The sequence below is a fragment of the Macrococcus carouselicus genome (assembly GCF_004359515.1).
Taxonomy (GTDB): Bacteria; Bacillota; Bacilli; order Staphylococcales; family Staphylococcaceae; genus Macrococcus; species Macrococcus carouselicus.
This window is the reverse complement of record NZ_SCWD01000002.1, coordinates 179093-205208: the sequence shown is the minus strand read 5'-3', so window position 1 is coordinate 205208 and position 26116 is coordinate 179093. Positions and strand designations below refer to the sequence as shown.

The following is a 26116-nucleotide window of genomic DNA, read 5'->3' as shown; positions in this document are numbered from 1 at the left end:
CTCCTAGTGTTCTGTAATAAAACCATTGCCGAGCACGTCTCTTACATCATGGACGACCACAAAAGCATGGGGATCGATTTTATGGATATTACGTTTTGTCTTAGTCAGCTGAAGTTTATTAATGACGCAGTACAGCACGTCTGTCTCGCGCTTCGTATAATACCCTTTACCGCTCAGTAAAGTGACCCCGCGCCCAATTTCTTCATCCAGCATCTTGGCAATCGGTTCCGGATTCTGTGAAATGATTGTAATCGCCTTTTTAGGATTCGTCCCTTCTATGATGAAATCCATCGCTTTCGTACCGATATAAAGGCTGAGTGTGGTGAGCAACGCTTTTTCAATCGGCATGACCGTCAATGAAATGGCGACAACAATCAAGTCGAAGAAGAGTAAAGCGTATGAAGTACTGACATCCAGGTATTTATGGGCAATACGCGCCAGAATAGTTGTACCTGCTGTGGTACCGCCGACCATAACAATCAGACCGATACCGATTCCGACCATAAAGCCGCCGAAAATCGTCGCGACCAGCACCTGATCCAGATGGAGCTGCCATGTTTCAGTCAGATGCAGGAACACAGACAATGAAATAATCGAAACGACTGTCAGAATCATAGAACGCTTCGATAGAAACTTATAACCCACCGCCAGAAGTATCAGGTTCATCAGCAGCGTGGAAATGGCGGGCGACCAGCCAAAGGCATATAAGAAAATCAGTGACAGTCCCGTGACACCCCCTTCACCTAAATTGGCAGGGATAATAAACATATTGACAGCCAGAGAAAAAATAAAAGAACCGAGTATCACAATCAGTACGGTTTTCAGAGAAATCTTCATATTAACACTCACTTTCCTACTTAGTAGTCCATGACTACTTTACCTTATAAACACGACTATAAACAACCGGGATCACTTAGATACTGATTGATAAAAAAGCGCCGGTCTATCGATCAGCGCTTCTTACCATCTATTATTGTTCAAAAAACGGCTTCTGTGTCTCTTTCAACACTTTCACCGAATGATTAAACTTCTCCTGTTCATCTTCAGATAACGGGGATTCTACGATTTGTCTGATACCGTTACGGTTGATGACAGCAGGCACGCCAATATAGACATCACTCTGCCCGTACTCACCTTCCAGATAAGCAGACACTGTCAGAACCACGTCCTGATTGCTTAATATCGCTTTTGTGATTCTCATCAAGCCCATTGCTACTCCGTAATAAGTAGCACCCTTAGCTTTAATGATTTTATAAGCCGCATCACGCACATCTATATCGATTTCTTCCATACGACCCTGTTTCTCAGGATGCTTTTCAAGTAAATGCTTCAGTGAGATGCCTGCGATATTCGCACCACTCCACACTGCAAGTTCCGTATCTCCATGCTCTCCGATAATATTTGCATGGACGCTTGAAGGTGCTACATCAAATTCTTCACTGAGCAGATATCTGAAGCGAGCAGTATCTAAAATAGTACCTGAACCGATGACCCGATTTTTTGGAAGACCAGAGAATTTCCACGTTGCGTACGTCAAGATATCAACTGGGTTTGAAGCGACAAGGAAGATACCGTCAAAGCCCGATGCCATAATTTCTTCAATGATCGACTTGAAGATTTTAATATTTTTGCCGACAAGATCTAAACGTGTTTCTCCAGGTTTCTGCGCAGCTCCCGCACAGATGACAACGATATCAGCATCACGACAGTCTTTATAAGTGCCCGCTTTGATTTTAATGGGACTTGGGGCGTATAACATACCATGGTTCAGGTCCATTACATCTCCCAGCACGCGTTCTTCATTTAAGTCTATCATAAATAGTTCATCGCAGACGCCTTGATTCAGAACTGAGAAAGCGTAACTTGATCCGACAGCACCGTTTCCGACTAGAACAACTTTATTCCTTTTAATTTCATTCATGGTTTATGCTCCTTTTCATTAGTGTCCTCAACTTTAAAATACCATACTTAGAATCCAGGTCCAGACACATACAAACAGCGATGCTATATTTCAGTGCTATACTGTCCTGAATAACCTGGCACTTTCCACTTTTCTCTGTCACTTGATATAACCAGACTGCTATCATAATGATAGGCATAATGCCTTGTAACACACCTGCAGCGACAGCCTGAAGATACCCAGTGTAATGATGAGCGTCACAATCAGTGTCAGTATCGCTGCATGGATACTCTTCATTCTGAAAAGAGTCAGACAGAGTAAAAATAACAGAATAGGCACTGCTGCTACAAGAGCGGATAAGCTGATATTACTGAATGGATCGAACGAATGTACAAACATATGAATTTCTTGCACTTAATAAATATTCATAAGACCAGTTTGTTATCTTTTTCACAATATTATAATAGCGCATCTTTACAAGATTTTCAATATTTTATTGTGATATAAATCACAATAATTATAAGTAAGCGTTCTCAGTTTTATGCGATAGTATGCGATTTCATAAATGACTGTAATAAAAAAGACTGACCTCTGGGAGGTCAGTCTATCAGCAGACGGCTGTCGGCTGCTTCGGAATAAGGGATTGTTTTAATCTGCGGCGTAAATCTCTCAGCATGCGGTTAGTCATGAAAAAGCCTCCTTTTTCATTCTCTCTGAACACCTTAAGTATACGACTGAATTATTAACCTCTTATTGATCCTATATGAAGTTGTTGTAAAATTACCAGACAAATAATCCGACAAAGGCAGCTGACAGCAGGGATACTAAAATACCGGCCAGTAACATCATCGGCACGTATCTGCTGACAAAGTCAGATGTCTTCACATCAACAATACCCTTCAGTGTACCGATAATCATACCAACTGTTGAGAAGTTGGCAAATGAGATCAGGAACGTCACAAGAACGGCTTTCATATGCTCAGGCATTGTTTTCAGAGCATCCTGGATACTAAGCATAACAACAAATTCATTCGTTACAATTTTAGTTGCCATATGGCCACCGACCACTTTGGCCTCATCCCAAGGTAAACCGAGAAGCATCGCAAATGGAGCCATATAGAAACCGAGGATATCTGCCAGACGGATCTGAGCGTGTGTAAAACGGTCAAGCAGTGATAATAACATATCGACGAAATGTGCGAGTGCAACGAATGCGATCAGGAATGCGATGATGATCAGGATTAACTTCCCTGCTCCAAGAACTGAGTCTCCTAAGAATGAGAAGAACGGCTGACGTTTTTCGTTATTGATTTCAACGATATAGTCTTCTTCAGGCGTCACATGGACCGGATTTAAGATGGTACTGATGATGATTGCATTGATGATATTCAGCGGAATCGCTGTTAACACGAGTTCACCTGGCACCATCGTTACGTATGCGCCGACGATTGAACCTGAGATACAGCTCATAGACATTAATGCAATCGTCAGGACACGGGCTGCGTTCATTTCACGGACCTGTGCATTTGAGACGGCAAGTGCTTCTGTATTACCAAGAACCATCATCTCCACTGAGAAGAATGATTCGAATTTCGGCTGACCTGTAATCTTGGAGATCACCCAGCCCACCCATTTGATGATGAGCGGGAGTACACCGATATACATCAGGATATCGAATAACGGGACAACGAAGAGGATAGGGAGTAACGCAGATACAGCCATATCCATTTTCCCAGGACCACCAGCAGTCCAGCTGCCGAACGGCATGCCGATACCGACATAAGCAGCCTGCAGCATCCAGCTGAAGCCATCAGCTACCGCTTTGACAGCTTGACGTCCCCACGGGAACTGAGTGAAGAACCATGCCAGGAATAGGTTGACGACCAGCATGACGGCAACTGCTTTCCAGTTGATGTTCTTTTTATCGCGTGAGAAAAGGTAAGCAACAAGTATAAAAACAAAGAGACCTAAAATGTTGAGCAATAAATAGAGATTCATATTTTCCACCTTTAAATTTGATAGCAAAATTATAGCATTGTTTAAGAGTTAATGGGTATAAATATTTTTAAATAAACGAACGATATGATGAACATAAGTGGTGAAATCGCTTGTAAATCGAATGTTATCAACTTCGCATCACTCTCACAGATGCCTCCCCTATAAACTTTTCCGAGTTATCGTATAAATACAAATGACTTGCTGAAGTTATGATAATATAAAATGACTACATCTAATAAACGAGGTTTTATGATGCAAATTTCTACCAAGTTACTGCTGTCTCTATTAATGATTTTTTTACTAGTCAGTCCAGTTGCTGATGCCAGATCACCTGTTGAGATTGCCAATGAACAGGGCAAACAGATAGGTGAACAGTACGAACCTCACGGCACGATAGTTATTGCTCAGAAGAACGGGCAGATTCTTTATGCAGATGATCCATCTACTCAATGGCCGCCCGCTTCTATGTCGAAGTTAATGACGATTTATCTCGTCTATGAAGCAATGGATCAGGGTAAGTTTACGAAGCAGACGACAGTGAAGGTAAATGAGAAGTTCTATGATATCTCACGGCTGCCGATGCTGAGTAATAACCACTTCAGGCTCGGCGCGACCTATACAGTGGATGAACTGCTGCAGACGGCCCTCACTGCTTCCTCTAATTCAGCGACTTATATGCTCTCTTCTCTTGTCTATAAGGATGATACGAAATTCATTGATCTGATGAACAAGACGGCTAAAGCACTTCATATGACAGAGACGCATTTTTATAATCCTGTCGGCGCTCCTAATAACCTGATGCTGCAGTATAAGGCGAAAGGCTATCCACAAGACGAGGATAATATTTCTTCTGCCAAGGATTACGCTATTCTGACACACCAGCTCCTGAAAAAACATCCTGATATTCTGCACTATACGCGTAAACCAGTCGTAACAGTGAAAAAAGGTACAGAGTACGAGGAAACCTTCCATACTTATAACCATTCCCTTGAAGGGGCAAAGCTGGGTTATAAAGGGGTAGATGGTCTGAAGACAGGTTCCAGTGACACAGCCGGCTTCAATACGACCCTTACAGGCAAGAAAAAAGAGCTGCGCATTATTCTGGTCATGATGGGTGTCATGGACTGGTACGATCCACCTGCCGAATTCAACCGCAACATCATGGCGAATGCCATCATGGACGATGTCTACGCACGCTATTCCTTCAAGAAAGTGCTGACGAAAGGTAAGCATAAAGTCGGTGATCGGGAAGTCTACGTTTATAACGATTTATACGACCTCGTCGATCACAAGACGAAAGGGACGCTTAAATACCGGAACGGCGAAGTTCATTACGATTATCAACGGCAGTTCATCGATGCTGGATATCAGCCGCCGACAGTGAAATACGAGGATTATCAGCGCTACGCCATGCGCAAGTTCATCAACGATAACTACGGCTGGATTATCGGGGGCATCACTTTATCAATTTTAAGCGGTATTCTGCTGATGATCTATGCGCTAAAACCACATCTTTTCCGGGATTTGTGGAATCAGGAGAATCAGAAATAGCAAAGATGCATCTCACGACCGATGAGATGCATCTTATTTTATGCTAAATTTCTTATAAAGGAGGATGAGATGTTAGACTTTCTAGTTTCACCTATAGCGATTAACCCCTGGCTGATTATCAGCATTGCCTTGATATATGCTTTAATCAACTTACGATACAGACATCACTTTCTACTGCGGTGGATTCATTTTATTCCTACTCTGCTGCATGAATTCGGACATGCCCTCTTCTGTCAGCTGACGGGCGGCAAGGTCGAAGATATAGTCATCGTGACGAGCAGACATGAAAGAAGAGAAACAAGACGAACTGGATTTGCGGTCACTACAACCAGAGGAAACTTCAATCAGTTCATGACGGTGCTCGGGGGCTACTTATTCCCTCCACTGATGCTGATAGCAGGCATATTGTGTCTGCAGTACAGTTATCCGGTCATCTTCTGGACACTACTGATTATTGTGTTCAGTTATTACTTCCTCAAGACATCACGAAAATGGCTGCCACTGATCATTACCATTGTTCTTGCTACATTCATTTATTTTTTAACAGCACATCCACAGTATCAATATGAGCTGATGAATGATATTATCTATCAGCTGATCACTAGTGTGCTGCTGGCAGATACACTGTTATCCTCCCTGACCATTACCGCAGTCTACTTTAAAGAACATCATCCAGATTGGGACGGGGCCTTATTAGGACGGATGACCCGGCTGCCTGTATTTATCTATTACTTACTTTTTATAGCAGTTCATCTCGGTGCTTTATATGTGGCTATCCAGTTAATCATATAAAGAAGGACATGGTTCTGGAAGAGAAGAATTTTTTTTGAAATTATTTCTGTAAAATGCCCGTAAATCGCTCTTTGTTCCACAACCAGTAGTACAGACAGTAATCATGATAACAAACGGGATCACGTTTTTTTATTTCTTTCATATTTTCCTCCGTCACTATATTATCCGGATTATACAACGTTTATGATATCTTGAAGCGGGAATTATTAATTCATCACTTTAACGAAAGAAGGGTTTATATTGAGTGAAGCAGTTAAACAGGTTCATACTCAGTTATTTATAGATGGAAAATGGGTTGATGGTGACGACAAAGAGACGAAGGAAGTCACCAATCCGGCGACTGGAGAAGTCATTGCAGAGGTCGCACAGGCGGGTGAGGCCGAGACGAAGCGCGCAATTGAAGCAGCTGAGAAAGCGTATCCTGCATGGCGCGATATGGAACTTAAAGACAGAGTCAAGTTGCTCAACAAAGTCGCTGATCTCCTTGAAGAGAATGCAGATTATATCGCAGAAGTTATGACTATTGAACAAGGTAAGCCGTTCAAGGAATCACAGGCAGAATCAGCCGGTGGTGCCGACCTCTTCAGATGGAATGCTGAAGAATCCCGTCGACTGTACGGCGAATTGATTCCTGCGCCGAATGATCATAAATTTGAGATCGTCTATCAGCCGATTGGTGTTGTCGGCGCGATTACACCGTGGAATTTCCCGGCAGGTATGGTGACCCGTAAACTTGCTCCAGCTCTGGCGGCAGGTAACACAGTGGTGCTGAAGCCTTCAGGTGACACGCCGCTTACTGCACTGGCTATCTTTGAACAGTTTGAAGCAGCAGGACTTCCTGCAGGTGTCGTTAACTTGGTGATGGGCAGCTCAAAAGTAATCGGCAAGACGTTGACTGATTCTGATACAGTCCGTAAACTCACATTCACTGGTTCAACGCCAATCGGTAAAGAACTGTACAAACAGTCCGCAGATACGCTGAAGAAAATCTCGCTTGAACTGGGAGGCCACGCACCGTTCATCATTCATGCAGATGCTGACATCGAACAGGCAGTCGAAGGGCTCACTTCCGCGAAGTTTCGTAATAATGGTCAGGTCTGCGTCTCGCCAAACCGCATCTTCATACACGAGAGTATTAAAAAAGAGTTCACTGACCAATTAATCAAACGAGTTAAACAACTTAAAGTCGGTAACGGTATGGACGCGGCTAATGATATCGGTCCACTGATTCGTGAAGATGCAATCGATAAAATCCAGGAGCAGATTGACGATGCTAAATCAAAAGGTGCAGAGATTCTGCTCGGCGGCGAACGTCTGAAGGATGGTGATTACGCCAAAGGGACATTCTATGCGCCAACTATACTTGATCATGTTGATCGTTCAATGAACATCTTCTACCAGGAGACATTCGGACCGGTTCTCCCGCTTATTAGTTATACAGATCTTGATGACGCGATTGAAATGGCTAACGATACTGAATTCGGTCTTGCATCTTATGCGTTCGCATCATCCGCAAAAGTCATTCAGGAAATTTCCAGACGTCTGGAATATGGTATGGTCGGCATCAATGCGGTAACGATTTCACAACCTGAAACACCGTTCGGCGGCGTGAAGCACTCCGGCTTCGGCCGTGAGAACAGTCATCTGGGCTTGAAAGAATATGTCATCGAAAAATTCGTCAATACACGCTTCATCTAATAACCTCTCATCGGATACTTCTGTATCCGATTTTTTTATTGACAATCTTTATCGTTCTGATATAGTTAGTTATACTAACTAAACAAAAAGGGGGGTGATGATTTGGAACAGACACAGAAATTCTTCGATTTACTGCTCGATATACGTCGTTTATATGTGGAAGATATGAATGCTCTTCTGACCACACATCAGTTATCCTCAGCGCAGTGGCTGATCTTCAAGGAAATTGCTAAAAAGGAGCCTACGACTCTTGTTGAAGTGGCACGTAGCAGAAAAATCGAAAAACCCACTGCCACAAAAGTTATTCACAAACTGATTGAACTGAATCTGATTCAGACATCAGAAGGAAAGGATAAGCGCGAAAAAATACTTAATCTCACTGATTTCGGCAAACAGCATTATGAGATGATGCTCAAAGATGTTATTCAGAAACAGAAGGATATATCGGGAGAAATTGAAGAATTACAAGTTGTTACCGAACAGCTTGAGAAAATATATAAACATCTGGAATCCGGGAAGGAAGAACGTATTGGACGAACACATTAAACAACCCTTATGGACTAAAAACTTTATCTTCGTGTCTTTAATCAATTTTATCATCATGTTATCAATGTATTTATTACTCGTCACAATCGGCGGTTATGCCGTTGAAGCCTATCATGTCAGTACGAGTATCGCCGGTCTTGTATCCGGAATCTTCATTATAGGCAGCTTAATCGGCCGGTTCTGGGCAGGGAAATACATCGATATTCTCGGTCAGAAAAAAATTCTTGTGATCGGTACAATGATTTTTACGGTTACTACAGGGCTTTATATCATTTCTGACCACTTAACACTGATGCTGATCATGAGACTGATCAATGGAGTCGGTAGCGGTGTTGCCTCTACGGCGACCGGGACAATCGCCGCATATATCACACCTGTGACCAGACGCGGTGAAGGCATCAGTTACTTTAGTATGAGCACTGTTCTTTCAACCGCAGTCGGACCCTTCCTCGGACTCACATTACTTCAGTTCATTTCGTTTCAGCAGCTTTTCATTGTCTGTCTGGCACTTGCGGTTGTTGCACTGTTGCTGTTATTCCTCGTCAAAGTCGATGAAGAATTAATACCAGCAGAAAATATGCATAAAGGGTTCCGCCTCGGTGACTTTATCGATAAAAACGCATTACCTATCGCAGCGGTTGTGCTCGTCGCAGCAATGGCTTACTCCAGTATCCTAAGTTTCATTTCACTCTTCACTGCAGAGAATCATCTTATGACAGCAGGCAGCTTCTTCTTCCTGGTCTATGCGATTGCTGTATTGATCTCACGTCCTATCACGGGCCGATTAATGGATACGAAGGGTACAAACATCGTCATCATTCCTGCATTCATCAGCTTTATCATCGGTCTACTGCTCCTCAGCTTCACACATCATGCAGCCCTGCTTCTCGTCAGTGCGATATTTATTGGTCTCGGCTATGGTAATATTCAGTCTATTGCCCAGGCAGTGGCCATCAAAGTGACAGACCCGCATAAAATCGGTCTGGCTACTTCGACTTATTTCATCTTCCTGGATTTTTCTTTAGGATTTGGCCCTTATGGCCTCGGCTACCTCATCCCGTCAGTCGGTATGCATGGTTTATATCGCCTGATGAGTGTTCTCGCTCTTATCGGATTAGTTCTGTACTATTTCCTGCATGGGCGTAAAGCGAACGTATATGAACAGCAATAAAAATAAGCGTCTCAACCGCTGCGGTTGAGACGCTTATTTTTATTTTGCATAACGTTTATATTCACCAAAAGTGATAAAACGTTTATTCTCTGGATCATACAGTTTATACTTCAATGATTCAAAGCTTTTACGGATACCAATTGTCGTTGCATGCTGCAGCGGCGTCACTTCATTGTGAGCCTTCTCAAGCATATAGTTCGGAATTCGCGGACTTAAATGATGCACATGGTGATAACCGATGTTACCTGTCAGCCACTGGAAAAGTTTCGGCAGATGATAATACGAACTACCTTCTACAGCTGCTTTAACATAATCCCATTCCTTCTCATCCTCGAAGTAAGAATCTTCAAATGTATGCTGGATATAGAACATCCAGATACCAAGCATCCCGCCGATAAAGAGAACAGGACCCATAACGCTGAAAAATCTTGCGGGACCGATCAAATAGATAAGCAGGCCATAAACAACAAGTACGGCCAGATTATGAAGATAAGTATTACGCTTTTCTTCAGGCTTTGCATCTTTGACATTAATACGATTCGTAATGAAAAGCAAGTAGATAGGTCCTAATACAAACATCACAAAGGGATGGCGGTACATGCGGTAAGTGAGACGCTTCATCGGTTCAGCTTCTTTATACTCCTCAATCGTCATCATCCAGATATCGCCTGTTCCTTTTTTATCAAGGTTCCCACTTGTTGCGTGATGAGTGATATGCTCTCTACGCCACTTCTCATAAGGAAATAATGTCAGAAAACCTGTGATATTGCCCAGAATTTTATTGGCTTTCTTACTTTTGAAGAATGAGCCGTGTGTACAGTCGTGAAAAATAATAAAGCTGCGGACCAGGAAGAATGCGCCCACTGACCCGCAAAGAATAGACAGCCATGGTGACACGCTATATAAGATGAATCCCAGCACAATCAGTAATACATAAGGAACTAACGTATTCAGAATCTGAATGATGCTGATCTGCAGGCTTGTCCGTTCGTAAGGTTTGATCGACTTTCTAAGCTGTAACTTTTTTTCTCTTTCCATAATTCACCTCTAATAAAATAATATGAAACCGGTCTACTGTGAAGGAAAAGTAAGAAATAAACTCAGCTTTGTTATCCTCTTTATTATACACTCATCTTATTTGAAAAACACTGCAAATTTATACCAGATACTAATAACAGATGCTAATTACTATAGTATTATATATTAAAAATAATAAATCTAAACAGATAATGGTTTTCATTTCTATATTCAATATTGTAATATAACAAAAAAAGAGGCCTTAGCCTCCAATATAATTCATATTGATTTTCTTTTTCTGTCTGTTCTTCACCGTTTCCTCTGTGCGTTCATCGGAATAACGGTCCTCTCTTCGAGCCCATAACTGAATAAGTTTCCCCCGCAGCTCGTCATCTGTTACGCCGCGACGTATCAATCGTTTTAAATCGAATCCTCCTGTCGCAAAAAGGCAGCCGAAGATCTTGCCGTCTGAACTGAGTCGTACACGTGTACAGCTTGAGCAGAATGACTCGGATACACTGGTAATAAAGCCGAGCTTGGCCCCATTATCATGCTGATAATACTTCGCCACTTCGCCGAAATATTTCGGGGGTACAGGTGCGATATCAAATACTTCTGACAGATAGTCAATCATCTCACTTTTCGTGATGACTTTATCGAAGTTCCAGCCGTTATCGTTGCCGACATCCATAAACTCAATGAATCTGAGCGTGATTTTCTTCTCTCTGAAATAGCTCACCATCGGTACCATCTGATGCTCATTCATCCCTTTTTGGATGACCATATTGACCTTGATATCAAATCCGAGTGTATTCGCATAGTCTATCTGCTCCAGAATAGTATCTGCCTTGATACCACGGCCATTGACCTGTTCAAACGTCTCATCGAGTGCATCCAGACTGACGTTCAGTCGTCTGAGTCCTGCATCATATAACGCCTGGCCGTGTTTCTTCAGTAGCAAGCCATTCGTTGTCAGACCGATATCTTCAATACCTGGAATCTTGTTCAGTTGCCGGATTAAATCAGGCAGGTCGCGTCGTAATAAGGGTTCTCCACCTGTCAGACGGATTTTTTTAACGCCAAGTGCTGCATACTGCGTCGCAATTCTGACCAGTTCTTCAAAGGAGAGTAATTCATCTTTAGGCATAAAAACATAATCATCACCAAATATCTCTTTTGGCATACAGTAAGTACAGCGGAAATTACAGCGGTCAGTGACGGAAATCCTGAGGTCTCTGATCGGTCGTCCGAGCTTATCTGTTATCTGTTCTGTCATACCTTCACACTCCTTTCAAATCTTCCGGGTGATTGATATTGGCATACCAGTGTCCCGGTATATCACCTACATCTATATATTTCGTCTGCTCATCAAATAGCTGGCGTATGCTTAAGCAACGCGTCTTAAGCTGGTGTTCTATCATGGTTTTCAGAGTGACAGGATAGATGCCTATTGTGGCATGAATCTGTTCACTATCTCTATAAACCGTTATATTTCCCTGGTAATGACTGATGAGATGCTCAATCGCTCTCGTGGTGATGAACGGGGTGTCAACCGATATGACAAAATAACTTTCGTATGGCACTTCATTCATCACTGAATATATACCAGTGAGCGGTCCCAGTCCTGCATATTGGCTGTCATCGACAATAACCGGCATACTGAACCGACTGGCAAGCACCTCATTGGTATTGATGACGACTGCTTCAAAGCAGCCGCTTTTTACCATGGTGTCATGAATATGCTGATAGAACGGTTTGCCGTCAAGCATATGAAAAGCTTTCTGGCTGCCGAACCGTCTCGATTCACCGCCCGCTAAGATTACACCGATCATCCGCCGCTCACAGGGGGAATCAATGCCACCACATCATGCGGCATGATCATATCTGTTTCACGTACGAACTCCTCGTTGACCGCCAGCTGGAACTTCTCTCCTTGAAGTTTCGGATAAGTCATATAGAGGTGAGCACGAAATGCTTCAACAGTCACCGGTTCCGTAAATGTGAACTGATCTTCCCTGCGGTCCACTATTTCTTTCGTATGCGCGAAATATAAGACTTTCATCATGATTCCTCCCGATAGGAAGAATGGTAGCCACGCTGGCCGCCCATCCATTCCTCGCCGTCTTCCCAGATTTCTTTCTTCCATATAGGCACCACTTCTTTTATCCGCTCAATCGCATATTCGTTTGCCGCATAGCTGTCCTTACGGTGCGGGGATGAGACAGCGATGACCACTGCGATATCTGAAATATCAAGTGCACCGATACGATGCCCGATGCTGACAACTGTTCCCGGCCATCTAGCGTTGATCTCATCACCGATTGCTGCAAGTTTTTTCTCCGCCATCGGTCTATATGCTTCGTATTCGAGATAGTCAGTCCGGATGCCTTTCGTCCACTCGCGGACGATTCCAATAAACAGACACACTGCACCCTGCTTCGGATTGACCGTAAACAGACGATAATCATCTGGTATTAATTCATGTTCCACTACTTCAAACTGCTTCATCGTCTTCATCCTTACTATATAAATTGACTGAAATCAATGGCTGGAATATCCTCTGTCTGAATGACCTGTCTGATATATTTCAGGTCAAGTAACGCTGTGTCCTCGGCAGTTCTCAGCAGGACCAGTTTATCATAGTCTGCATGCTTATAACCTTCAATAAGAATCAGATCAGGTGAGGATGTGATGTCTTCAGCGATGATACGTTCCAGAGATTTCGGCCGGGACAGCTTATGAACATAATCATACCCTTCAACGATACTCTCATCAGCACCGCTCGCCATATAAGTGAGGTGATCACGTTTCAACGGGATATCGATCTCCTGCCCTGATTGATCACCATGGTGCTTGATGACACTGACCGTCAAGCCTTGCTGTTTAGCCGCGGCAATCAGCTGATTGACGACCGTCGTCTTGCCACTCTTCTTATAACCGACAACCTGCAGGATCCTTACCATGACTGCGCCTGATCAGCTAGACGGGTGAGCATGACATCCACTTCGTCACCTGCTTCAAATCCACGTGTGCCGCCCGGTAAAATAATCATGCTGTTACTTTTGGCGATGGCAACGACTGCATTGCTTTTATTGAAGCCGGCCGGTTTAACTGTATTGTTCACAATATCCAGTTCCGCACGGATAAAGCGCGTGAACGGGTTCGCCTTCTTAAAGTCCAGAGAGAGCTGTGCTTTGATAACCGGCGCATGTGCATGTGCTGCACCCGACATCTTTTTGATCACCGGCTTCGTGAAAAGTTCAAAGCCTGAATAGCAGGCACTCGGATTGCCTGACAAACCGAAGAGCATCTGTCTGTCTTTAACCGCTACAGTCGTCACACTGCCCGGACGCATGGCCACCTTATTGAAGAGAACATCTGCTGCAAGCGCCTTATAAATCGCAGGCATATAGTCGAAGTCACCGACAGAGACACCGCCCGTTGTAATAACAATATCATGTTTCTCCAGTGCCTCCTGAACGATTGCCAGCAGATGCTCATAGTTATCTTCAGTCACTTTGTAGCTCTCTGTTTGAACAGCCATCTCATTCAGCAGTCCGGCAATCATCGGACCGTTTGAATTACGGATCTTGCCCGGTGCGAGTTCCTCTCCCAGTGACACCAGTTCACTCCCCGTCGCAATCAGCGCAACTGACGGTTTCTGTCTGACAGGAACTTCGGCGTATGAGAAAGTCGCGAGCACTGCAATGACACCAGGTGTAATCAAGGTTCCAGCGCTCAGAATAACGTCGCCTGCTCTACATTCCTCGCCCTGTTTCGAGATATTTTCTCCTGACTCAAATGTCTTACGGAGGGTAAAGCCCTCAGCTGTCTGAACAGTCTGTTCGAGCATCACGACTGCATCTGCACCATCAGGAATCGGTGCACCGGTCATGATACGAACCGCTTCATTAGCAGTTAAAATCTTATTACTGACTGACCCAGCACCAATATGATCAATTGTTCTGAAGTGAACACGGTTCTCTCCGTTTGCCCCGTTGCTTGCGGTACTGCTGATCGCATAACCATCATAAGGCGACTTGTCGAACATCGGAATGTCATAAGTCGCGATTATATCTTCAGCCAGATAATAGCCCAGACTCTCTTCCAGTCCGACAGAGATGATCGGCATTTCTCCAGCGTTTGCCATGCAGCGCTCTACAGCATCCTGCACGTCAATAAGTGTTCTTTTTTCCAGCATAGTCATCCCACTTTCTTTAGTGATAAGCTATAATAATTATAAACGAAAGGATGAAGCGAATGAATCAATTAACACACTTCAATGAAGAAGGCCGTGCACGCATGGTCGATGTCTCAGATAAGGAAGTGACAACGCGCACAGCCACTGCTATCAGTTCTATTGAAGTCAATGACATCATCTACGACCAGATTATCAATCATACCGCCAAAAAAGGCGATGTCCTCGCTGTCGCCCAGGTCGCAGGCATCATGGCGGCGAAAGACACATCGCGCATCATCCCGATGTGTCATCCGCTGCAGTTAAGTGGAATCGATATCCACTTCCACTGGCAGACTGCAGATGACAAGTACGTGCTGCAGATTGAATGCATGGTCAAGACAAAGGGCATGACAGGCGTTGAGATGGAAGCCTTGACCGGCGCCTCTGTCACTGCACTGACCATCTATGATATGACGAAAGCGGTCGATAAAGGTATGATCATCGGACCGACTTACCTTCAGTCAAAATCCGGCGGTAAAAACGGTGACTTCAGTCGCTAGTTATTTATTCAGCTCATGCACAATGTGGAAGACCTCTTGTGTGATGAGCTTTTTCATTGCAAGATTGACCGCACCGACTGAACCTGGTATAGAGAAAATCACCGTCTTGTTCTTCGTTCCGCAGAATGCGCGGGACAGAATCGCTCTTGTACCGACATCCTCCGTGTAGCTTAAGTACCGGAAAATCTCACCGAATCCTTCCATCTCCTTGTCCATCAGCGGACGTACGGCTTCAATGGTCACGTCACGCTGCGCCACACCGGTCCCTCCCGTTGTGATGATCACGTCCACCTGACCGATCAGCTCTTCTACAGCTGATTGAATCTGAGTGAAGTCATCCTTGACGATACGGTGGTCTGAAACTTCAATCCTGTTTTCTGCAAGGTGCTCTCTTACTGTTCGGCCGCCTGTGTCTGTCTCAACCGTACGCGTATCACTTACTGTGATGACAGCCGCTTTAATCTTTCTATAATCATTCGTATGCATATAATCACCTATCCAAATAATTGATAATAAACTTTCTGTCCTTCTGCGACGCTCTTCACCTCATGGACGAGCAGCCGCCCGCCCTTGAACCAGATCACTGGTTTGTCAGCCACATAGAACCTCACAAAATAAGAAGTCTCCTGATACTTGATGTTGAGGCCTGACAGAAAATCAGTCAGCTGCCCTGTCTCAGTAACCGGTGATACGAACTGCACTGTATCACGCCCACAGAGCATCGTCTGAATGCTTCTGTTCTGAAGATGCGGATATGTCGGATGTGCCCCGCATGTTGTACAAGACTCCTGATACATGCGGCCGAACTTCATCGCACTATGTTCCAGCGCCCATATATCGCCGAAGATCAGTCTTGGTTCGAACGGCTGTTCAGTGAGAATCTTCAGTGCATACATCGACTGATAGCTCGTCGCCTGACTGACGGCCGGCTCAATGACGCCGACTGTATCGCATGTCCGGTTCATCACCGGCAGCATCCCCATCACACAGTTGAAACAAGGTGTCACACCTGGAATAAAAGGGCATGCGACATAAGTCGACTCCACACATGCCCCGTAAATCCATGGAATATGATGTTTATAGCTGAAGTCATTCACTGCCTGACGCACATCAAAGTTATCAGAACCATCAATGAGCAGATCACATTGCGAAAACGCCGCTTCAAGAAGCGGCGCATCACAGTGTTCAATATAGATCTCTATCTCCAGATCTGTTCTGATTTTCTGCAGCTCGTTACGGGCAGCTATGACTTTCGGCATCATATCATCCGCATGCTGCTCACTGAAAAGCGTCTGACGCTGCAGGTTCGATGTTTCCACGTAATCCCGGTCAACCAGAATCAGCTTCTTCACACCAGCACGTGCAAGTGTATCTGCAGTATGGGTCCCGAGTGCACCGATACCGATAATACCGACCGTCTTCTCTTCAATCAGCTGTTGACCAGAAGTGCCGATACCTTTAAATTTCTGTTGTCTGTCATAGCGATTCATCATTAAGTCCTCTGTTCTTTTTTATCCATCCACATCATTGTGAGTAAGGCTATTATACCAAACAATACCAGAAAGAAGAAAGCGAGCTTATTTGTACCGAAAGCACTTGTCATCGCTGCAATCACGAGCGGCGGAGCGGAGCCGCCCAGTCCGCCCATCATCGAAACGATGCCGTTAACAGTTCCTGCATCCGAGTAGGACGAAGAGATGAGTCCATTGCCGAGACCGGCACATGCTGCGATGCCTGCTGTGAAGAAGAAAATCTGCAGGTGTTTCATGAGGTATTCCTGACCTTTGGCAGAACTTGAGAGCAAGTTCGAATGCCAGACGAACAATGTTATCGAATGATTCTTTTTGTTATCAGCGTCTTAGACAGCAAATTTTGTTTCACGTGAAGTAAAAACGGATACTTATCAATACAAAAAGAAAATGCCGCAGTTTGAGACAAAACCACGACACTTTCAGATTTACAGCAGCATATTCCTAGATTTTTGTCTCATCACTGACTAGTTAGGGTATACTTATAAGGGTAAAGGAGAGGTTTGTTTTGCAGAAAGATATTACATACCATCAGCCCATCATTAAGTATCATGACGGCCACTTCATAGAACAGACTGATAATATCGCAACTGAATTTCCTCTGACTCTGTACGTGAATCAGCAGGAATTTGCGACTATTGTCTGCAGCCCTACTCACTTAAAAGAACTTGTCCTCGGTTTTCTTGCATCTGAAGGCGTCATCTTCAGGCAGGCAGATGTAAAGGATATTCATCTGGACGACAGCAAAGGGTTCTGTCATATCACATTGAATCGTGATATTGAGCAGCACTACGGTCATTATACAAAACGCATGATCAGCTCCTGCTGCGGTAAAAGCCGGCAGTTCTATTTCGTGAATGATGCAGCGACTTCTAAAGTATCGATGACTACTACAAAAATAACAGCAGACGAAATCTTCAGAATGATGAAAGCACTGCAGGAAGAAAGTACAGACTTCAAGCAGACGGGGGGCCTGCATAATGCAGCTATCAGCGACGGCAAGGATTTCTATATCCATCGGTCCGATATCGGCCGTCATAACGCCCTCGACAAACTGTTCGGTTACTGCATTCAGCAGCGGATTCCAATCCGCGATAAGGTTCTGATTTTCTCAGGCCGTATTTCCTCGGAAATTCTGATTAAAGCGTCTAAAATAGGCGTTGGCATCATTCTGTCAAAATCAGCACCGACCGACCTCGCCATCCGGCTTGCTGATGATCTGAACATCACGGCAGTCGGCTTCATCAGAAATCAGTCTTTCAATATATATAGTCACTCAGAACGCATCATATAAAAAAGCTCGAGTTTAGTCGCTCGAGCTTTTTACTTTGAGTAATTCGTACCTTTCACTGATTTTACGGTAACCTTGTCTTTCATACATTTCCCGCGGTGTATCGTTGCCATCCGCAATCAATAACAATGACTTACCGAATGTGAGCACTTGCTGCTGCAGAGCGCTGCCAATACCGAGACCTCTGAAGCCTTCGAGTACATAGAAATCATCCAGTTCAATAATACTTTCGTTGATAATCGCCTCAAGTTTACCGACCGGCTGATCTTCATGATAGGCGACCAGCTGAATAATCGAATCATCCTCAAGATCTCTTGTATGCATCTCTTCTTTCAGATCTGCAAATTCCTCGCCGTATTCCAGTTCTCCTGCACGGCAGACTTTGAGAAAATCAGCAAATATCTCATCGTTTTCTGACACCACCTTGACATCGCCGGACCGCTTCTTCAAAGTCAGGTTATCAGTCCGGTACAGTTCCATCTTCTCAAGCTTATAACTCGCTGACTCTGCATACAGCATCAGATCATGCGGCAGTTCAACATTGTCAGGAAAAATAAATAACAGATGGTGCTGCCCTCTTGCTTCGTGAAAATCAGACTGGAGTTTTTCATCCGCTTTGAACGTCGCTAAATCCGGGACCTCGTCATACAGAAAGAAGTTCGAATAGTAACGAATCAGCTGGGACGGCGTATGGTAGTGCACAAAGCGACCATAGTCCTGATAGAATTCTCCTTCTTGCTTTGTATCCTTGAATGAAACCATGTGACTTCCCCTCCTGACGATTGATTATACCGTATTAAGGAAACGTCTGATGGAAGGAACTTTCTGCAGTCGCACAGCTAATATCGCTGCGATGAGGCCCTTCACCAGGTCACCCGGGATAAAGACGATAACTGTTTTAAGTGCTTTAAGAATCGGCATATGTAAGTTGAAAGCCATGAATATACCACCGATCAGATTGCAGAGCAATGCACCGATCAGTGCATTGATAAGAAAGATTTTCCAGACACTCATATCATGGAATCGACGCTCTGTCAGCAGGCCGATTAAATAAGCAACAATCGGAAACGACAGAATATAACCGCCTGTCGGGCCGAAGAATAAGCCGAATCCACCGCGTCCACCTGATAATAACGGCAAGCCCATGGCAATTAAAATAACAAATAACAGGACACTTAAACCGCCACGTTTACTACCCAGTAGACACCCCGCCAAAATATAGCCTAAATTCTGAAAAGTAAAGGGTACCCCGATACCTAGGTTGATGGCGGGCAATAGACCCAGTACTGCGATCAATGCAGTGAACATGGCAACAATCACTAAATCTTTTGTTTTCAAATCTAACTCTCCTTTCAGACAATAAGCTGATTATAACTCAAATGTTAACTTAATAAAATAAAAAGTTGACGATTGTCTCAGAGAAGACTCGCCGCAGCGAATCTTCTTGTCGGGATTATTTTAATTTCATTAATTCTTCTTTTAATACTTCACGCTGATGATCGAGTGAAATCGGATCATTGAATTATCCGATTATTCTTAACAGCGTCCATTTTTTTAGACGTTTGATTTTACAATGCTGTTCATATCTTTCCCTGCGTCACTTGAAAACAGCACAACATCACTTGCATATTTACTGATTTCTTCAGCGGAAATCTTCTTCCATCCTGTAGGCTTAAAATCTTTTTCAACATCCGCCTGCATTTTCCGATCAAATGCCTGGTAGATGATCTCCGAACCGTGTCCCCAGTTATCGCCATAAGCATCAATATCTTTCCGGAAGAACTGATAGATTGTATAGGTCGTATCAGCACCTAAATTTAGGGCTTCATGCAAGCAGGGGTCACCCTTTCTCTTTGACTGTCCGTACCAGCAGCGCAAGTACAGCATCATCCATAGGAGGATTATGCAAACCCGCTCTCATACTCCGGTAGCGTCTCTCAATAACGCCTTCTTTATCCAGACTCTGCCCCCCGATGATACGCATGGCGATATCGACTACTTCCAGTCCCATATTCACTGCATTGTATTTCGCAGCACTGAATGTAGGCAGCAACATTTGTCTACCCGCTGAATGAAGTTCAGCTGCATGATATAGAAAATGACGCATAGTCATCAATTTCAGTTCCATCTGTCCGAGTTTCGTCTCTATATGCGGAATATCAGCAATGACACCTTCAATAGAATTAGGTGAATGATGCAGTGCAAATTCAGCTGCTTCATCTGCTGCACCTTGGGCGATACCGAGATAGACAGCGGGTATATGCATGAGCCAAGGATTCTCTTTTTTCTCGCGTTTACCTTCCACCATCGCGCCTTCCGGAACAACAACATTTTCCAGCACAAGGTCATGACTTGCTGTTGCTCGCATTCCCATGACATTCCACGTCTCCACAATGCTGCAGCCCGCTCTGTCAGCAGGTACGTAGAAGAAACACATGCCTTCTTCTTCCTCGACATAGGCACCTACAAGATAATGCGTCAGACGATGGCTCATCGATACATAAGTCTTCACACCATTAAGCAGCCAGCCTCCTTCATGCCGAACAGCATTCGTTCCTGGTCGTCCGCCACGTGTCGGACTGCCCATTGCCGCTTCTGAAACAACACGGTTTGTCATTCCACCCGCTCTGATATCTTCTGCAAACTGGTCCATCATCTCTTCCGACCACAGGCCGAATTCAAATACTTCACCGACAACACCTAAATGCCAGCCGATACTAAGCGCTGTTGCCTCATCATAATAGGCCAGGGCTTCCTGAATGAGCAGACACGACTTGACAGCACAGCCGAAGCCACCGCGTGATTCAGGTAAGGTCAGACGGTTATAACCTTCGTCGGTCAGCCAGTCAATCAGCTGATGATTCAGTTCTCCTTTCAAGTCTGCTTCTTTCGCGGACACTTTGATCCATTCCTTATTCTCTTCAAATAACTGCAGCCACTTCTTCTCGGCATCTGTTGCAATAAATAAATCACGGTCCATTATAATCACCTCATAGACATACTACCACTGAAAAATAGGTGCAAACAAAAAAACCGACTTAAGAAGTCGGTTTTCAGCGATTAAGGCTTAAGCACTACTTTGATGTTGTTATCTTTCTTCTGATCAAAGATCTCATACGCTTCTGCAGCCTGATCGAGTGTCATATTGTGTGTGATGATTTCAGTCGGGTCAAAGACTTCATCGCGAATCATCTCATAGAGTTTCGGCATTAAGTGAATGACTGGTGCCTGACCTGTCTTCACTTGAACGTTACGATTGAAAATCAGGGGTAGCGGGAAATTGGCTGCGGGTGTTGCATAGACGCCCGTCAGCTGAATCGTACCAAACTTACGGACTGCTTCTGCAGCTGTTTCAATCGGACTGATTGTCCCCCGCTGAGGTGTGATTAAATTCGTCGCGCGTTCAGTCAGCTTGACCTGTCCATCCATCCCGACACAGTCGATCACGACATCAGCGCCGCCTTTCGTCTCTTCACGAAGTAACTTACCGATTTCTTTTTCCTTATCGAAGTTGTAGACTTCAACCTGATTGAATTTCTTCGCATGCTCTAAACGATGTTCCACATTATCCACTGCGATAACACGGCCCGCCCCTTTTAATTTTGCAAATTTCTGCGCCATCAGGCCGATCGGACCACAGCCGAGAACAATAACAGTATCCCCTGCTTTTACACCTGCATGCTCAACGCTCCAGTAAGCAGTAGGTACTACGTCTGATAAGAACAGTACCTGCTCATCTTTCATATCGCTGTCAGGAACAATGAATGAAGAGAAGTCCGCATAGGGCACTTTCAGATATTCAGCCTGACCGCCCCAGTGGTTACCATGCATTTTACCGAAACCGAACAAGCCACCGTTATCCATCTTCCAGTTCACCTGTTCGTCATTTGAGTTATCACATTGTGATTCCATCTCATGTGTACAGTAGTAACATTCTCCGCATCCGATGTTGAACGGAATAACAACGCGGTCGCCTTTTTTAAGCTTTGTGACGGCACTGCCGACTTCCTCCACGATGCCCATCGGTTCATGACCGATAACAAATCCTGGTTCCATCATCATGTCACCTTGGTGATATAGATGTAAGTCAGAGCCACAGATACCTGTCGCTGTAATTCTGATGATTGCATCAGTCGGTGCTTCAATAATCGGGTCCTTCACCTGCTGAACTTCCATCTTCTTCTTACCTTGGAACGTAACTGCTTTCATAGTCACACACCTCTTTATTGTTTTTTATACTATACCCGTATTCAGACATTTAAACTCATCTGACAGCTAACAGTCCATTTTCTTTTCCATTTCAAAATGCACTTTCTTCGGTATAATAGGGATAAACTTGTGTGTGGAGGACAGCATGAAAAAGACACTTTTATTAACTTCATTACTTCTGCTAAGTGGATGTGCTGCTTCTCAGACATCTGAACAGAATCGACAGACAATTACTGTATCTGCAGCTGCGAGTCTGCAGGATGTACTCGGTGACCTCGAAGAAAAGTATGAGAAAGAGCATCAGAATATTGATATCAAATTCAATTACGGCGCTTCAGGCTCACTTGCTAACCAGATTAAAGCAGGAGCACCTGTCGACCTTTTCTTCTCAGCCGCTCAGGACAAAGTAGATGATCTTGTCAGAGAGGGCGAAATCAAAAAGGATAAGCAGAAAACAGTACTGGCGAATCACCTTGTTGTCGTATCCGAAGAAAACCTGACGCAGCTCACTGACCTAAAAAGTAAAACTATATCAAAAATAGCGATCGGCACACCTGAAACCGTCCCGGCAGGCGCATATGCAAAAGAGGCATTAGAGAAATCGCATCTATGGTCTCTTCTGAAAGATAAGCTGGTCTATACAAAAGACGTCAGACAGGCACTGACTTATACTGAGACGGGTAATGTTGATGCTGCTATCGTCTATTCAACAGACACGAAGAACGCAGATCTGGTAATTAAGGATGAACTTCATCAACCTATCACTTATCCTTTAGCACTCATCAAGGAAAACGCTGAGAATCAGCAGTTCTATCAATACCTGCAGTCAGAAACTGCGAAGAAGGTCTATGAATCCTATGGCTTTACTGTTAAGTGATGCTTTTCTGTCCCCTATTCTCATCTCTTTGAAAGTTTCTCTTATCGCTACCTTGATCAGCCTGATCATTGGAATTTTCTTCGTCTTCCTGATGGACGCTTCTTTTCCTGGGAAATCCATCGTTGAGACACTTATCATGCTGCCGATGGTGCTGCCGCCAACTGTCGTCGGATTTCTCCTGCTTTTTGCATTCGGCAGGCAGGGACTTGGTACTGTGCTCGGTTTCAGTCCTGTTTTCACGATATATGCTGCGGTGATGGCTGCGACAGTCGTCGCCGTGCCCCTGATGTATCAATCGCTTAAAATCGGCATCGATAATGTGACGACTGACATAATAGATGCCGCTAAAGTGGATGGTGCCGGTACATGGACTATCTTCAGCCGCATTGTACTGCCGTTATCAAGAAATGCACTTTTAACCGGCGTGCTGTTCGCGTTCGCGCGCGCGCTCGGTGAATTCGGCGCCACATTGATTTTTGCGGGCAATATTCCCGGTGTCACCCAGACGATGCCGACCGCAATCTATATTGCAATTGATAACAATGAATTACAGCTGGCAGGTGCGTGGGTGATACTGATGGTTGCCTTATCGTTTATTCTGATGCTGCTCATCCAGAACTTAAAAAAACGCATATAAAAAGAATGGGTTCTTCACCCATTCTTTTTTAGTTGATCTGTACACCGCCAGTAACACCATATACTTGTCCCGTGACGTAACTTGCATTATCGGATGCTAAGAAGACATAGACATCTGACAGTTCAACTGGCTGACCTGCACGCTGCAGCGCCACTTTCTGACCGAACTCAGGTATTTTCTCCTGCGGCTGCCCGCCTGTAATCTGCAAGGCTGTCCAGATAGGACCTGGCGCTACTGAATTGACGCGAATCCCTTTCTCGCCGAGCTGCGTTGCAAGTGATTTTGTAATAGAAACAATCGCACTCTTCGTCGCGGCATAGTCCACTAAGTTCTTGCTTGGATTGTACGACTGCACCGATGAAGTGGTGATGATAGATGCACCTGCTCTTAAATGAGGCAGTGCTGCTTGAATCGTCCAGATCAGCGAATAAACATTTGTTTCGAATGTAGAACGTAACTGCTCAGTCGACAGGTCTTCTATCTTCTCGACAGCAGTCTGTTCACCAGCGACACTACAAAGGATATCAAGACCACCGAGTTCTTCAACGGCTTGTTCCACAAGCTCTTTATTGAAAGCTTCATTACGTAGATCACCAGGAATCAGTACTGCTTTCTGTCCCGCTGCTTCAATGACTTCTTTCACTTCCTGTGCATCCGCTTCTTCAGCCGGCAGATAATTGATGGCTACATCTGCACCTTCTTTCGCGTAAGCGATTGCTGCAGCACGTCCGATACCTGAGTCACCACCTGTTACAAGTGCTTTCTTCCCTCTCAGTTTAGCCGTCCCTGTATATGAAGTTTCACCGCAATCAGGAACAGGTGTCATCTTCTGCTGTAGACCTGGTGCTTCCTGTTCCTGTTTTTCGAATTTGCCGTCGTAATATTTAGTCAATGGATTTTCACTTGTCATCCCTATCACTCCTTTTTTATAGTACTAGTATTTCACCGTGTCATTATTTTAAACATGATATCTTTCCTTGAAAAAATACTGACCTATCGGTAGACTGAAGTTAAAGACAACATAATAAAGGAGAATGCGCTATGACAAAATCTACACCGCATATCAAACCAGAAAATAATCCGATTGCTGAAACTGTCCTCTTACCAGGAGACCCACTTCGTGCCAAGTTCATTGCAGACACTTATTTAGAGGATGTCGTCCAGTTCAATGAAGTCCGTAATATGTTCGGTTACACTGGAACATATAAAGGCAAGAAAATCTCTGTCATGGGTACTGGTATGGGCATTCCTTCTATCGGCATCTACTCATATGAACTCATCCACACATTCGGCGTTAAGAACTTAATCCGTGTCGGTTCATGTGGCGCTATGCAGGAAGGCATCAATGTCTACGATGTTATTATCGCTCAAGGTGCTTCTACTGATTCCAACTATGTCGCTCAGTATGGTTTACCGGGTCACTTTGCACCGATTGCAAACTATGAGTTACTGGCTCGTGCCAAGCAGTTAGCTGACGAGAAAGGTGTACCGAATCACGTCGGTAATGTACTGTCATCGGATATTTTCTACAATGCGAACGCACAGGCAACAGATAAATGGCGTTCAATGGGTATCTTAGCCGTTGAAATGGAATCTGCAGGTCTTTATATGAATGCTGCTTACGCGGGCAGTGATGTCCGTGCGCTCGGCATCTTCACGGTCAGTGACCACCTACTCACTCACGAAGAAACAACGCCAGAAGAACGTCAGACCTCATTCACGAAGATGATGGAAATCGCGCTTGAAATCGTCGAATAATAAAAAAGCCCCGCGGGGCTTTTTATTTTTTGCGTCTTCCCAGCTGTTCGTCCACGAAGTCCGCAAAAACCTGTGCCGTCCCGTTGCCGATATCACGGATTCTGATCGGCCCCATATCAAAATGAACCGTCACTGCACTGTCTTCCACTTCAACACTTTTGATATCATCATAGCTGATTACGCGCTGATAAGGCTGTCCATTCATATCCGCCACCATAAAGAAACGCATATCAGTCGGGATATATTCCCCGGTGAATTCCTTCTGATCACCCACTGCAAATTCGATAATGCCGACAACGCCGGGTCCTCTTTTCTCTGCCGGACTGAGTTCTGATTCATTGAATAATTCTGCCATTTTAAATGACCTCCTTTTATTGTCTATCATCTATACCCATTAATAAG

Annotated in this window: 30 protein-coding genes and 1 pseudogene; 10 read left to right on the top strand and 21 right to left on the bottom strand. The window is 44.4% G+C overall.

Annotated features, from left to right (window positions below):
* Positions 1-3: 3 nt before the first annotated feature.
* The 4 genes from ERX40_RS07130 to ERX40_RS07115 all read right to left on the bottom strand — a co-directional run bounded on the left by ERX40_RS07130 (position 4) and on the right by ERX40_RS07115 (position 3898).
* The gene (locus ERX40_RS07130) at positions 4-837 is read right to left on the bottom strand and encodes a YitT family protein (RefSeq protein WP_133417811.1); all 834 of its coding nucleotides are present in this window, start codon (positions 835-837) and stop codon (positions 4-6) included.
* Between the two features lie 133 nt (positions 838-970).
* Positions 971-1921, bottom strand: a complete 951-nt coding sequence (locus ERX40_RS07125; protein WP_133417810.1) for an L-lactate dehydrogenase — start codon at positions 1919-1921, stop codon at positions 971-973.
* Between the two features lie 162 nt (positions 1922-2083).
* Complete coding sequence (locus tag ERX40_RS11445) at positions 2084-2314, bottom strand: L-lactate permease (protein ID WP_243712991.1); 231 nt, start codon at positions 2312-2314, stop codon at positions 2084-2086.
* A 366-nt stretch (positions 2315-2680) separates the two neighbouring features.
* Positions 2681-3898 carry a NupC/NupG family nucleoside CNT transporter gene (locus ERX40_RS07115; protein WP_133417809.1) on the bottom strand — a complete coding sequence of 406 codons (1218 nt, stop codon included), beginning with the start codon at positions 3896-3898 and terminating at the stop codon, positions 2681-2683.
* A 288-nt stretch (positions 3899-4186) separates the two neighbouring features.
* Here ERX40_RS07115 and ERX40_RS07110 point away from each other — a divergent pair, with 288 nt between their 5' ends.
* The 5 genes from ERX40_RS07110 (at position 4187) to ERX40_RS07090 (ending at position 9656) form a co-directional block, all read left to right on the top strand.
* Positions 4187-5449: a DUF1958 domain-containing protein gene (locus tag ERX40_RS07110; RefSeq protein ID WP_165980698.1), complete on the top strand. Its 1263-nt coding sequence runs from the start codon at positions 4187-4189 to the stop codon at positions 5447-5449.
* A gap of 69 nt (positions 5450-5518) precedes the next feature.
* The gene (locus ERX40_RS07105; RefSeq protein WP_165980697.1) at positions 5519-6241 is read left to right on the top strand and encodes a M50 family metallopeptidase; all 723 of its coding nucleotides are present in this window, start codon (positions 5519-5521) and stop codon (positions 6239-6241) included.
* Between the two features lie 237 nt (positions 6242-6478).
* On the top strand, positions 6479-7939 hold the full coding sequence (locus ERX40_RS07100) for an NAD-dependent succinate-semialdehyde dehydrogenase (RefSeq protein WP_424960724.1): 1461 nt from the start codon (positions 6479-6481) through the stop codon (positions 7937-7939).
* 102 nt (positions 7940-8041) lie between these two features.
* Positions 8042-8485, top strand: coding sequence for a MarR family winged helix-turn-helix transcriptional regulator (locus ERX40_RS11440; RefSeq protein ID WP_133417805.1), 444 nt, complete (start codon positions 8042-8044; stop codon positions 8483-8485).
* Positions 8469-9656: an MFS transporter gene (locus ERX40_RS07090; RefSeq protein WP_243712989.1), complete on the top strand. Its 1188-nt coding sequence runs from the start codon at positions 8469-8471 to the stop codon at positions 9654-9656. The genes ERX40_RS11440 and ERX40_RS07090 overlap by 17 nt, the downstream gene beginning before the upstream one ends.
* Positions 9657-9695: 39 nt before the next feature.
* Here the strand turns inward: ERX40_RS07090 and desA are convergent, their stop codons facing one another.
* The 7 genes from desA to ERX40_RS07055 all read right to left on the bottom strand — a co-directional run bounded on the left by desA (position 9696) and on the right by ERX40_RS07055 (position 14874).
* Complete coding sequence (gene desA, locus ERX40_RS07085; protein WP_133417803.1) at positions 9696-10694, bottom strand: Delta(5) desaturase DesA; 999 nt, start codon at positions 10692-10694, stop codon at positions 9696-9698.
* 241 nt (positions 10695-10935) lie between these two features.
* Positions 10936-11949: a GTP 3',8-cyclase MoaA gene (moaA, locus tag ERX40_RS07080; protein WP_133417802.1), complete on the bottom strand. Its 1014-nt coding sequence runs from the start codon at positions 11947-11949 to the stop codon at positions 10936-10938.
* A gap of 4 nt (positions 11950-11953) precedes the next feature.
* A complete protein-coding gene (mobA, locus tag ERX40_RS07075; protein WP_133417801.1) occupies positions 11954-12505 on the bottom strand; it encodes a molybdenum cofactor guanylyltransferase in 552 nt (183 codons plus the stop codon).
* Complete coding sequence (locus tag ERX40_RS07070) at positions 12502-12735, bottom strand: MoaD/ThiS family protein (protein WP_133417800.1); 234 nt, start codon at positions 12733-12735, stop codon at positions 12502-12504. The genes mobA and ERX40_RS07070 overlap by 4 nt, the downstream gene beginning before the upstream one ends.
* Positions 12735-13181: a molybdenum cofactor biosynthesis protein MoaE gene (locus ERX40_RS07065; protein WP_133417799.1), complete on the bottom strand. Its 447-nt coding sequence runs from the start codon at positions 13179-13181 to the stop codon at positions 12735-12737. The genes ERX40_RS07070 and ERX40_RS07065 overlap by 1 nt, the downstream gene beginning before the upstream one ends.
* Before the next feature lie 14 nt (positions 13182-13195).
* Complete coding sequence (gene mobB / locus ERX40_RS07060) at positions 13196-13636, bottom strand: molybdopterin-guanine dinucleotide biosynthesis protein B (RefSeq protein WP_133417798.1); 441 nt, start codon at positions 13634-13636, stop codon at positions 13196-13198.
* Positions 13630-14874 (bottom strand): molybdopterin molybdotransferase MoeA, encoded by a 1245-nt coding sequence (locus ERX40_RS07055; RefSeq protein ID WP_133417797.1) that lies wholly within the window; start codon positions 14872-14874, stop codon positions 13630-13632. The genes mobB and ERX40_RS07055 overlap by 7 nt, the downstream gene beginning before the upstream one ends.
* Positions 14875-14933: 59 nt before the next feature.
* On the opposite strand from ERX40_RS07055, the gene moaC reads away from it, so the two are divergent.
* Entirely contained in the window at positions 14934-15413 is a 480-nt protein-coding gene (gene moaC, locus ERX40_RS07050; RefSeq protein ID WP_133417796.1) for a cyclic pyranopterin monophosphate synthase MoaC, read from the top strand.
* Here moaC and ERX40_RS07045 read toward each other — a convergent pair whose 3' ends face one another.
* From ERX40_RS07045 to ERX40_RS07035, 3 genes and pseudogenes are all read right to left on the bottom strand, one after another.
* Entirely contained in the window at positions 15414-15911 is a 498-nt protein-coding gene (locus ERX40_RS07045; protein ID WP_243713015.1) for a MogA/MoaB family molybdenum cofactor biosynthesis protein, read from the bottom strand.
* Positions 15908-16906, bottom strand: coding sequence for a ThiF family adenylyltransferase (locus ERX40_RS07040; protein WP_133417794.1), 999 nt, complete (start codon positions 16904-16906; stop codon positions 15908-15910). The genes ERX40_RS07045 and ERX40_RS07040 overlap by 4 nt, the downstream gene beginning before the upstream one ends.
* Positions 16906-17166: pseudogene (locus tag ERX40_RS07035) on the bottom strand (MFS transporter); the annotation flags it as partial. The pseudogene ERX40_RS07035 and the gene ERX40_RS07040, both read right to left, overlap by 1 nt.
* 284 nt (positions 17167-17450) lie before the next feature.
* Here ERX40_RS07035 and fdhD point away from each other — a divergent pair.
* On the top strand, positions 17451-18236 hold the full coding sequence (gene fdhD, locus ERX40_RS07030) for a formate dehydrogenase accessory sulfurtransferase FdhD (RefSeq protein ID WP_133417793.1): 786 nt from the start codon (positions 17451-17453) through the stop codon (positions 18234-18236).
* Positions 18237-18248: 12 nt separating this feature from the next.
* Here the strand turns inward: fdhD and ERX40_RS07025 are convergent, their stop codons facing one another.
* The 5 genes from ERX40_RS07025 to ERX40_RS07005 form a co-directional block, all read right to left on the bottom strand.
* On the bottom strand, positions 18249-18995 hold the full coding sequence (locus ERX40_RS07025; protein WP_133417792.1) for a GNAT family N-acetyltransferase: 747 nt from the start codon (positions 18993-18995) through the stop codon (positions 18249-18251).
* Positions 18996-19019: 24 nt separating this feature from the next.
* Entirely contained in the window at positions 19020-19571 is a 552-nt protein-coding gene (locus ERX40_RS07020) for a biotin transporter BioY (protein WP_133417791.1), read from the bottom strand.
* A 216-nt stretch (positions 19572-19787) separates the two neighbouring features.
* On the bottom strand, positions 19788-20066 hold the full coding sequence (locus ERX40_RS07015; RefSeq protein WP_133417790.1) for a TroA family protein: 279 nt from the start codon (positions 20064-20066) through the stop codon (positions 19788-19790).
* A gap of 7 nt (positions 20067-20073) precedes the next feature.
* A complete protein-coding gene (locus ERX40_RS07010) occupies positions 20074-21213 on the bottom strand; it encodes an acyl-CoA dehydrogenase family protein (protein WP_133417789.1) in 1140 nt (379 codons plus the stop codon).
* Between the two features lie 80 nt (positions 21214-21293).
* Positions 21294-22442: a zinc-dependent alcohol dehydrogenase gene (locus tag ERX40_RS07005; RefSeq protein WP_133417788.1), complete on the bottom strand. Its 1149-nt coding sequence runs from the start codon at positions 22440-22442 to the stop codon at positions 21294-21296.
* A gap of 145 nt (positions 22443-22587) precedes the next feature.
* On the opposite strand from ERX40_RS07005, the gene modA reads away from it, so the two are divergent.
* A complete protein-coding gene (gene modA / locus ERX40_RS07000; RefSeq protein ID WP_133417787.1) occupies positions 22588-23319 on the top strand; it encodes a molybdate ABC transporter substrate-binding protein in 732 nt (243 codons plus the stop codon).
* Complete coding sequence (modB, locus tag ERX40_RS06995; protein WP_133417786.1) at positions 23300-23956, top strand: molybdate ABC transporter permease subunit; 657 nt, start codon at positions 23300-23302, stop codon at positions 23954-23956. The genes modA and modB overlap by 20 nt, the downstream gene beginning before the upstream one ends.
* Before the next feature lie 28 nt (positions 23957-23984).
* On the opposite strand, the gene ERX40_RS06990 is transcribed toward modB, so the two are convergent.
* Positions 23985-24866, bottom strand: coding sequence for an SDR family oxidoreductase (locus tag ERX40_RS06990; protein ID WP_133417785.1), 882 nt, complete (start codon positions 24864-24866; stop codon positions 23985-23987).
* A gap of 131 nt (positions 24867-24997) precedes the next feature.
* Here ERX40_RS06990 and deoD point away from each other — a divergent pair, with 131 nt between their 5' ends.
* Positions 24998-25714, top strand: a complete 717-nt coding sequence (gene deoD / locus ERX40_RS06985; protein WP_133417784.1) for a purine-nucleoside phosphorylase — start codon at positions 24998-25000, stop codon at positions 25712-25714.
* Between the two features lie 22 nt (positions 25715-25736).
* Here deoD and ERX40_RS06980 read toward each other — a convergent pair whose 3' ends face one another.
* A complete protein-coding gene (locus ERX40_RS06980; protein ID WP_165980696.1) occupies positions 25737-26069 on the bottom strand; it encodes a hypothetical protein in 333 nt (110 codons plus the stop codon).
* Positions 26070-26116: the final 47 nt, after the last annotated feature.

Excerpts from the sequence above, each read along its gene's own strand:
- ERX40_RS07010 (WP_133417789.1), bottom strand. The coding sequence starts at position 21,213 with ATGGACCGTGATTTATTTATTGCAACAGATGCCGAGAAGAAGTGGCTG.
- modA (WP_133417787.1), top strand. The coding sequence starts at position 22,588 with ATGAAAAAGACACTTTTATTAACTTCATTACTTCTGCTAAGTGGATGT.
- ERX40_RS07005 (WP_133417788.1), bottom strand. The coding sequence starts at position 22,442 with ATGAAAGCAGTTACGTTCCAAGGTAAGAAGAAGATGGAAGTTCAGCAG.
- ERX40_RS06980 (WP_165980696.1), bottom strand. The coding sequence starts at position 26,069 with ATGGCAGAATTATTCAATGAATCAGAACTCAGTCCGGCAGAGAAAAGA.
- ERX40_RS07110 (WP_165980698.1), top strand. The coding sequence starts at position 4,187 with ATGATTTTTTTACTAGTCAGTCCAGTTGCTGATGCCAGATCACCTGTT.
- mobA (WP_133417801.1), bottom strand. The coding sequence starts at position 12,505 with ATGATCGGTGTAATCTTAGCGGGCGGTGAATCGAGACGGTTCGGCAGC.
- ERX40_RS07055 (WP_133417797.1), bottom strand. The coding sequence starts at position 14,874 with ATGCTGGAAAAAAGAACACTTATTGACGTGCAGGATGCTGTAGAGCGC.
- ERX40_RS07105 (WP_165980697.1), top strand. The coding sequence starts at position 5,519 with ATGTTAGACTTTCTAGTTTCACCTATAGCGATTAACCCCTGGCTGATT.
- moaC (WP_133417796.1), top strand. The coding sequence starts at position 14,934 with ATGAATCAATTAACACACTTCAATGAAGAAGGCCGTGCACGCATGGTC.
- ERX40_RS06990 (WP_133417785.1), bottom strand. The coding sequence starts at position 24,866 with ATGACAAGTGAAAATCCATTGACTAAATATTACGACGGCAAATTCGAA.
- desA (WP_133417803.1), bottom strand. The coding sequence starts at position 10,694 with ATGGAAAGAGAAAAAAAGTTACAGCTTAGAAAGTCGATCAAACCTTAC.
- modB (WP_133417786.1), top strand. The coding sequence starts at position 23,300 with ATGGCTTTACTGTTAAGTGATGCTTTTCTGTCCCCTATTCTCATCTCT.
- ERX40_RS07115 (WP_133417809.1), bottom strand. The coding sequence starts at position 3,898 with ATGAATCTCTATTTATTGCTCAACATTTTAGGTCTCTTTGTTTTTATA.
- deoD (WP_133417784.1), top strand. The coding sequence starts at position 24,998 with ATGACAAAATCTACACCGCATATCAAACCAGAAAATAATCCGATTGCT.
- ERX40_RS07065 (WP_133417799.1), bottom strand. The coding sequence starts at position 13,181 with ATGAAGCAGTTTGAAGTAGTGGAACATGAATTAATACCAGATGATTAT.
- moaA (WP_133417802.1), bottom strand. The coding sequence starts at position 11,949 with ATGACAGAACAGATAACAGATAAGCTCGGACGACCGATCAGAGACCTC.
- ERX40_RS07125 (WP_133417810.1), bottom strand. The coding sequence starts at position 1,921 with ATGAATGAAATTAAAAGGAATAAAGTTGTTCTAGTCGGAAACGGTGCT.
- ERX40_RS07130 (WP_133417811.1), bottom strand. The coding sequence starts at position 837 with ATGAAGATTTCTCTGAAAACCGTACTGATTGTGATACTCGGTTCTTTT.
- ERX40_RS07025 (WP_133417792.1), bottom strand. The coding sequence starts at position 18,995 with ATGGTTTCATTCAAGGATACAAAGCAAGAAGGAGAATTCTATCAGGAC.
- ERX40_RS07040 (WP_133417794.1), bottom strand. The coding sequence starts at position 16,906 with ATGATGAATCGCTATGACAGACAACAGAAATTTAAAGGTATCGGCACT.
- ERX40_RS07070 (WP_133417800.1), bottom strand. The coding sequence starts at position 12,735 with ATGAAAGTCTTATATTTCGCGCATACGAAAGAAATAGTGGACCGCAGG.
- mobB (WP_133417798.1), bottom strand. The coding sequence starts at position 13,636 with ATGGTAAGGATCCTGCAGGTTGTCGGTTATAAGAAGAGTGGCAAGACG.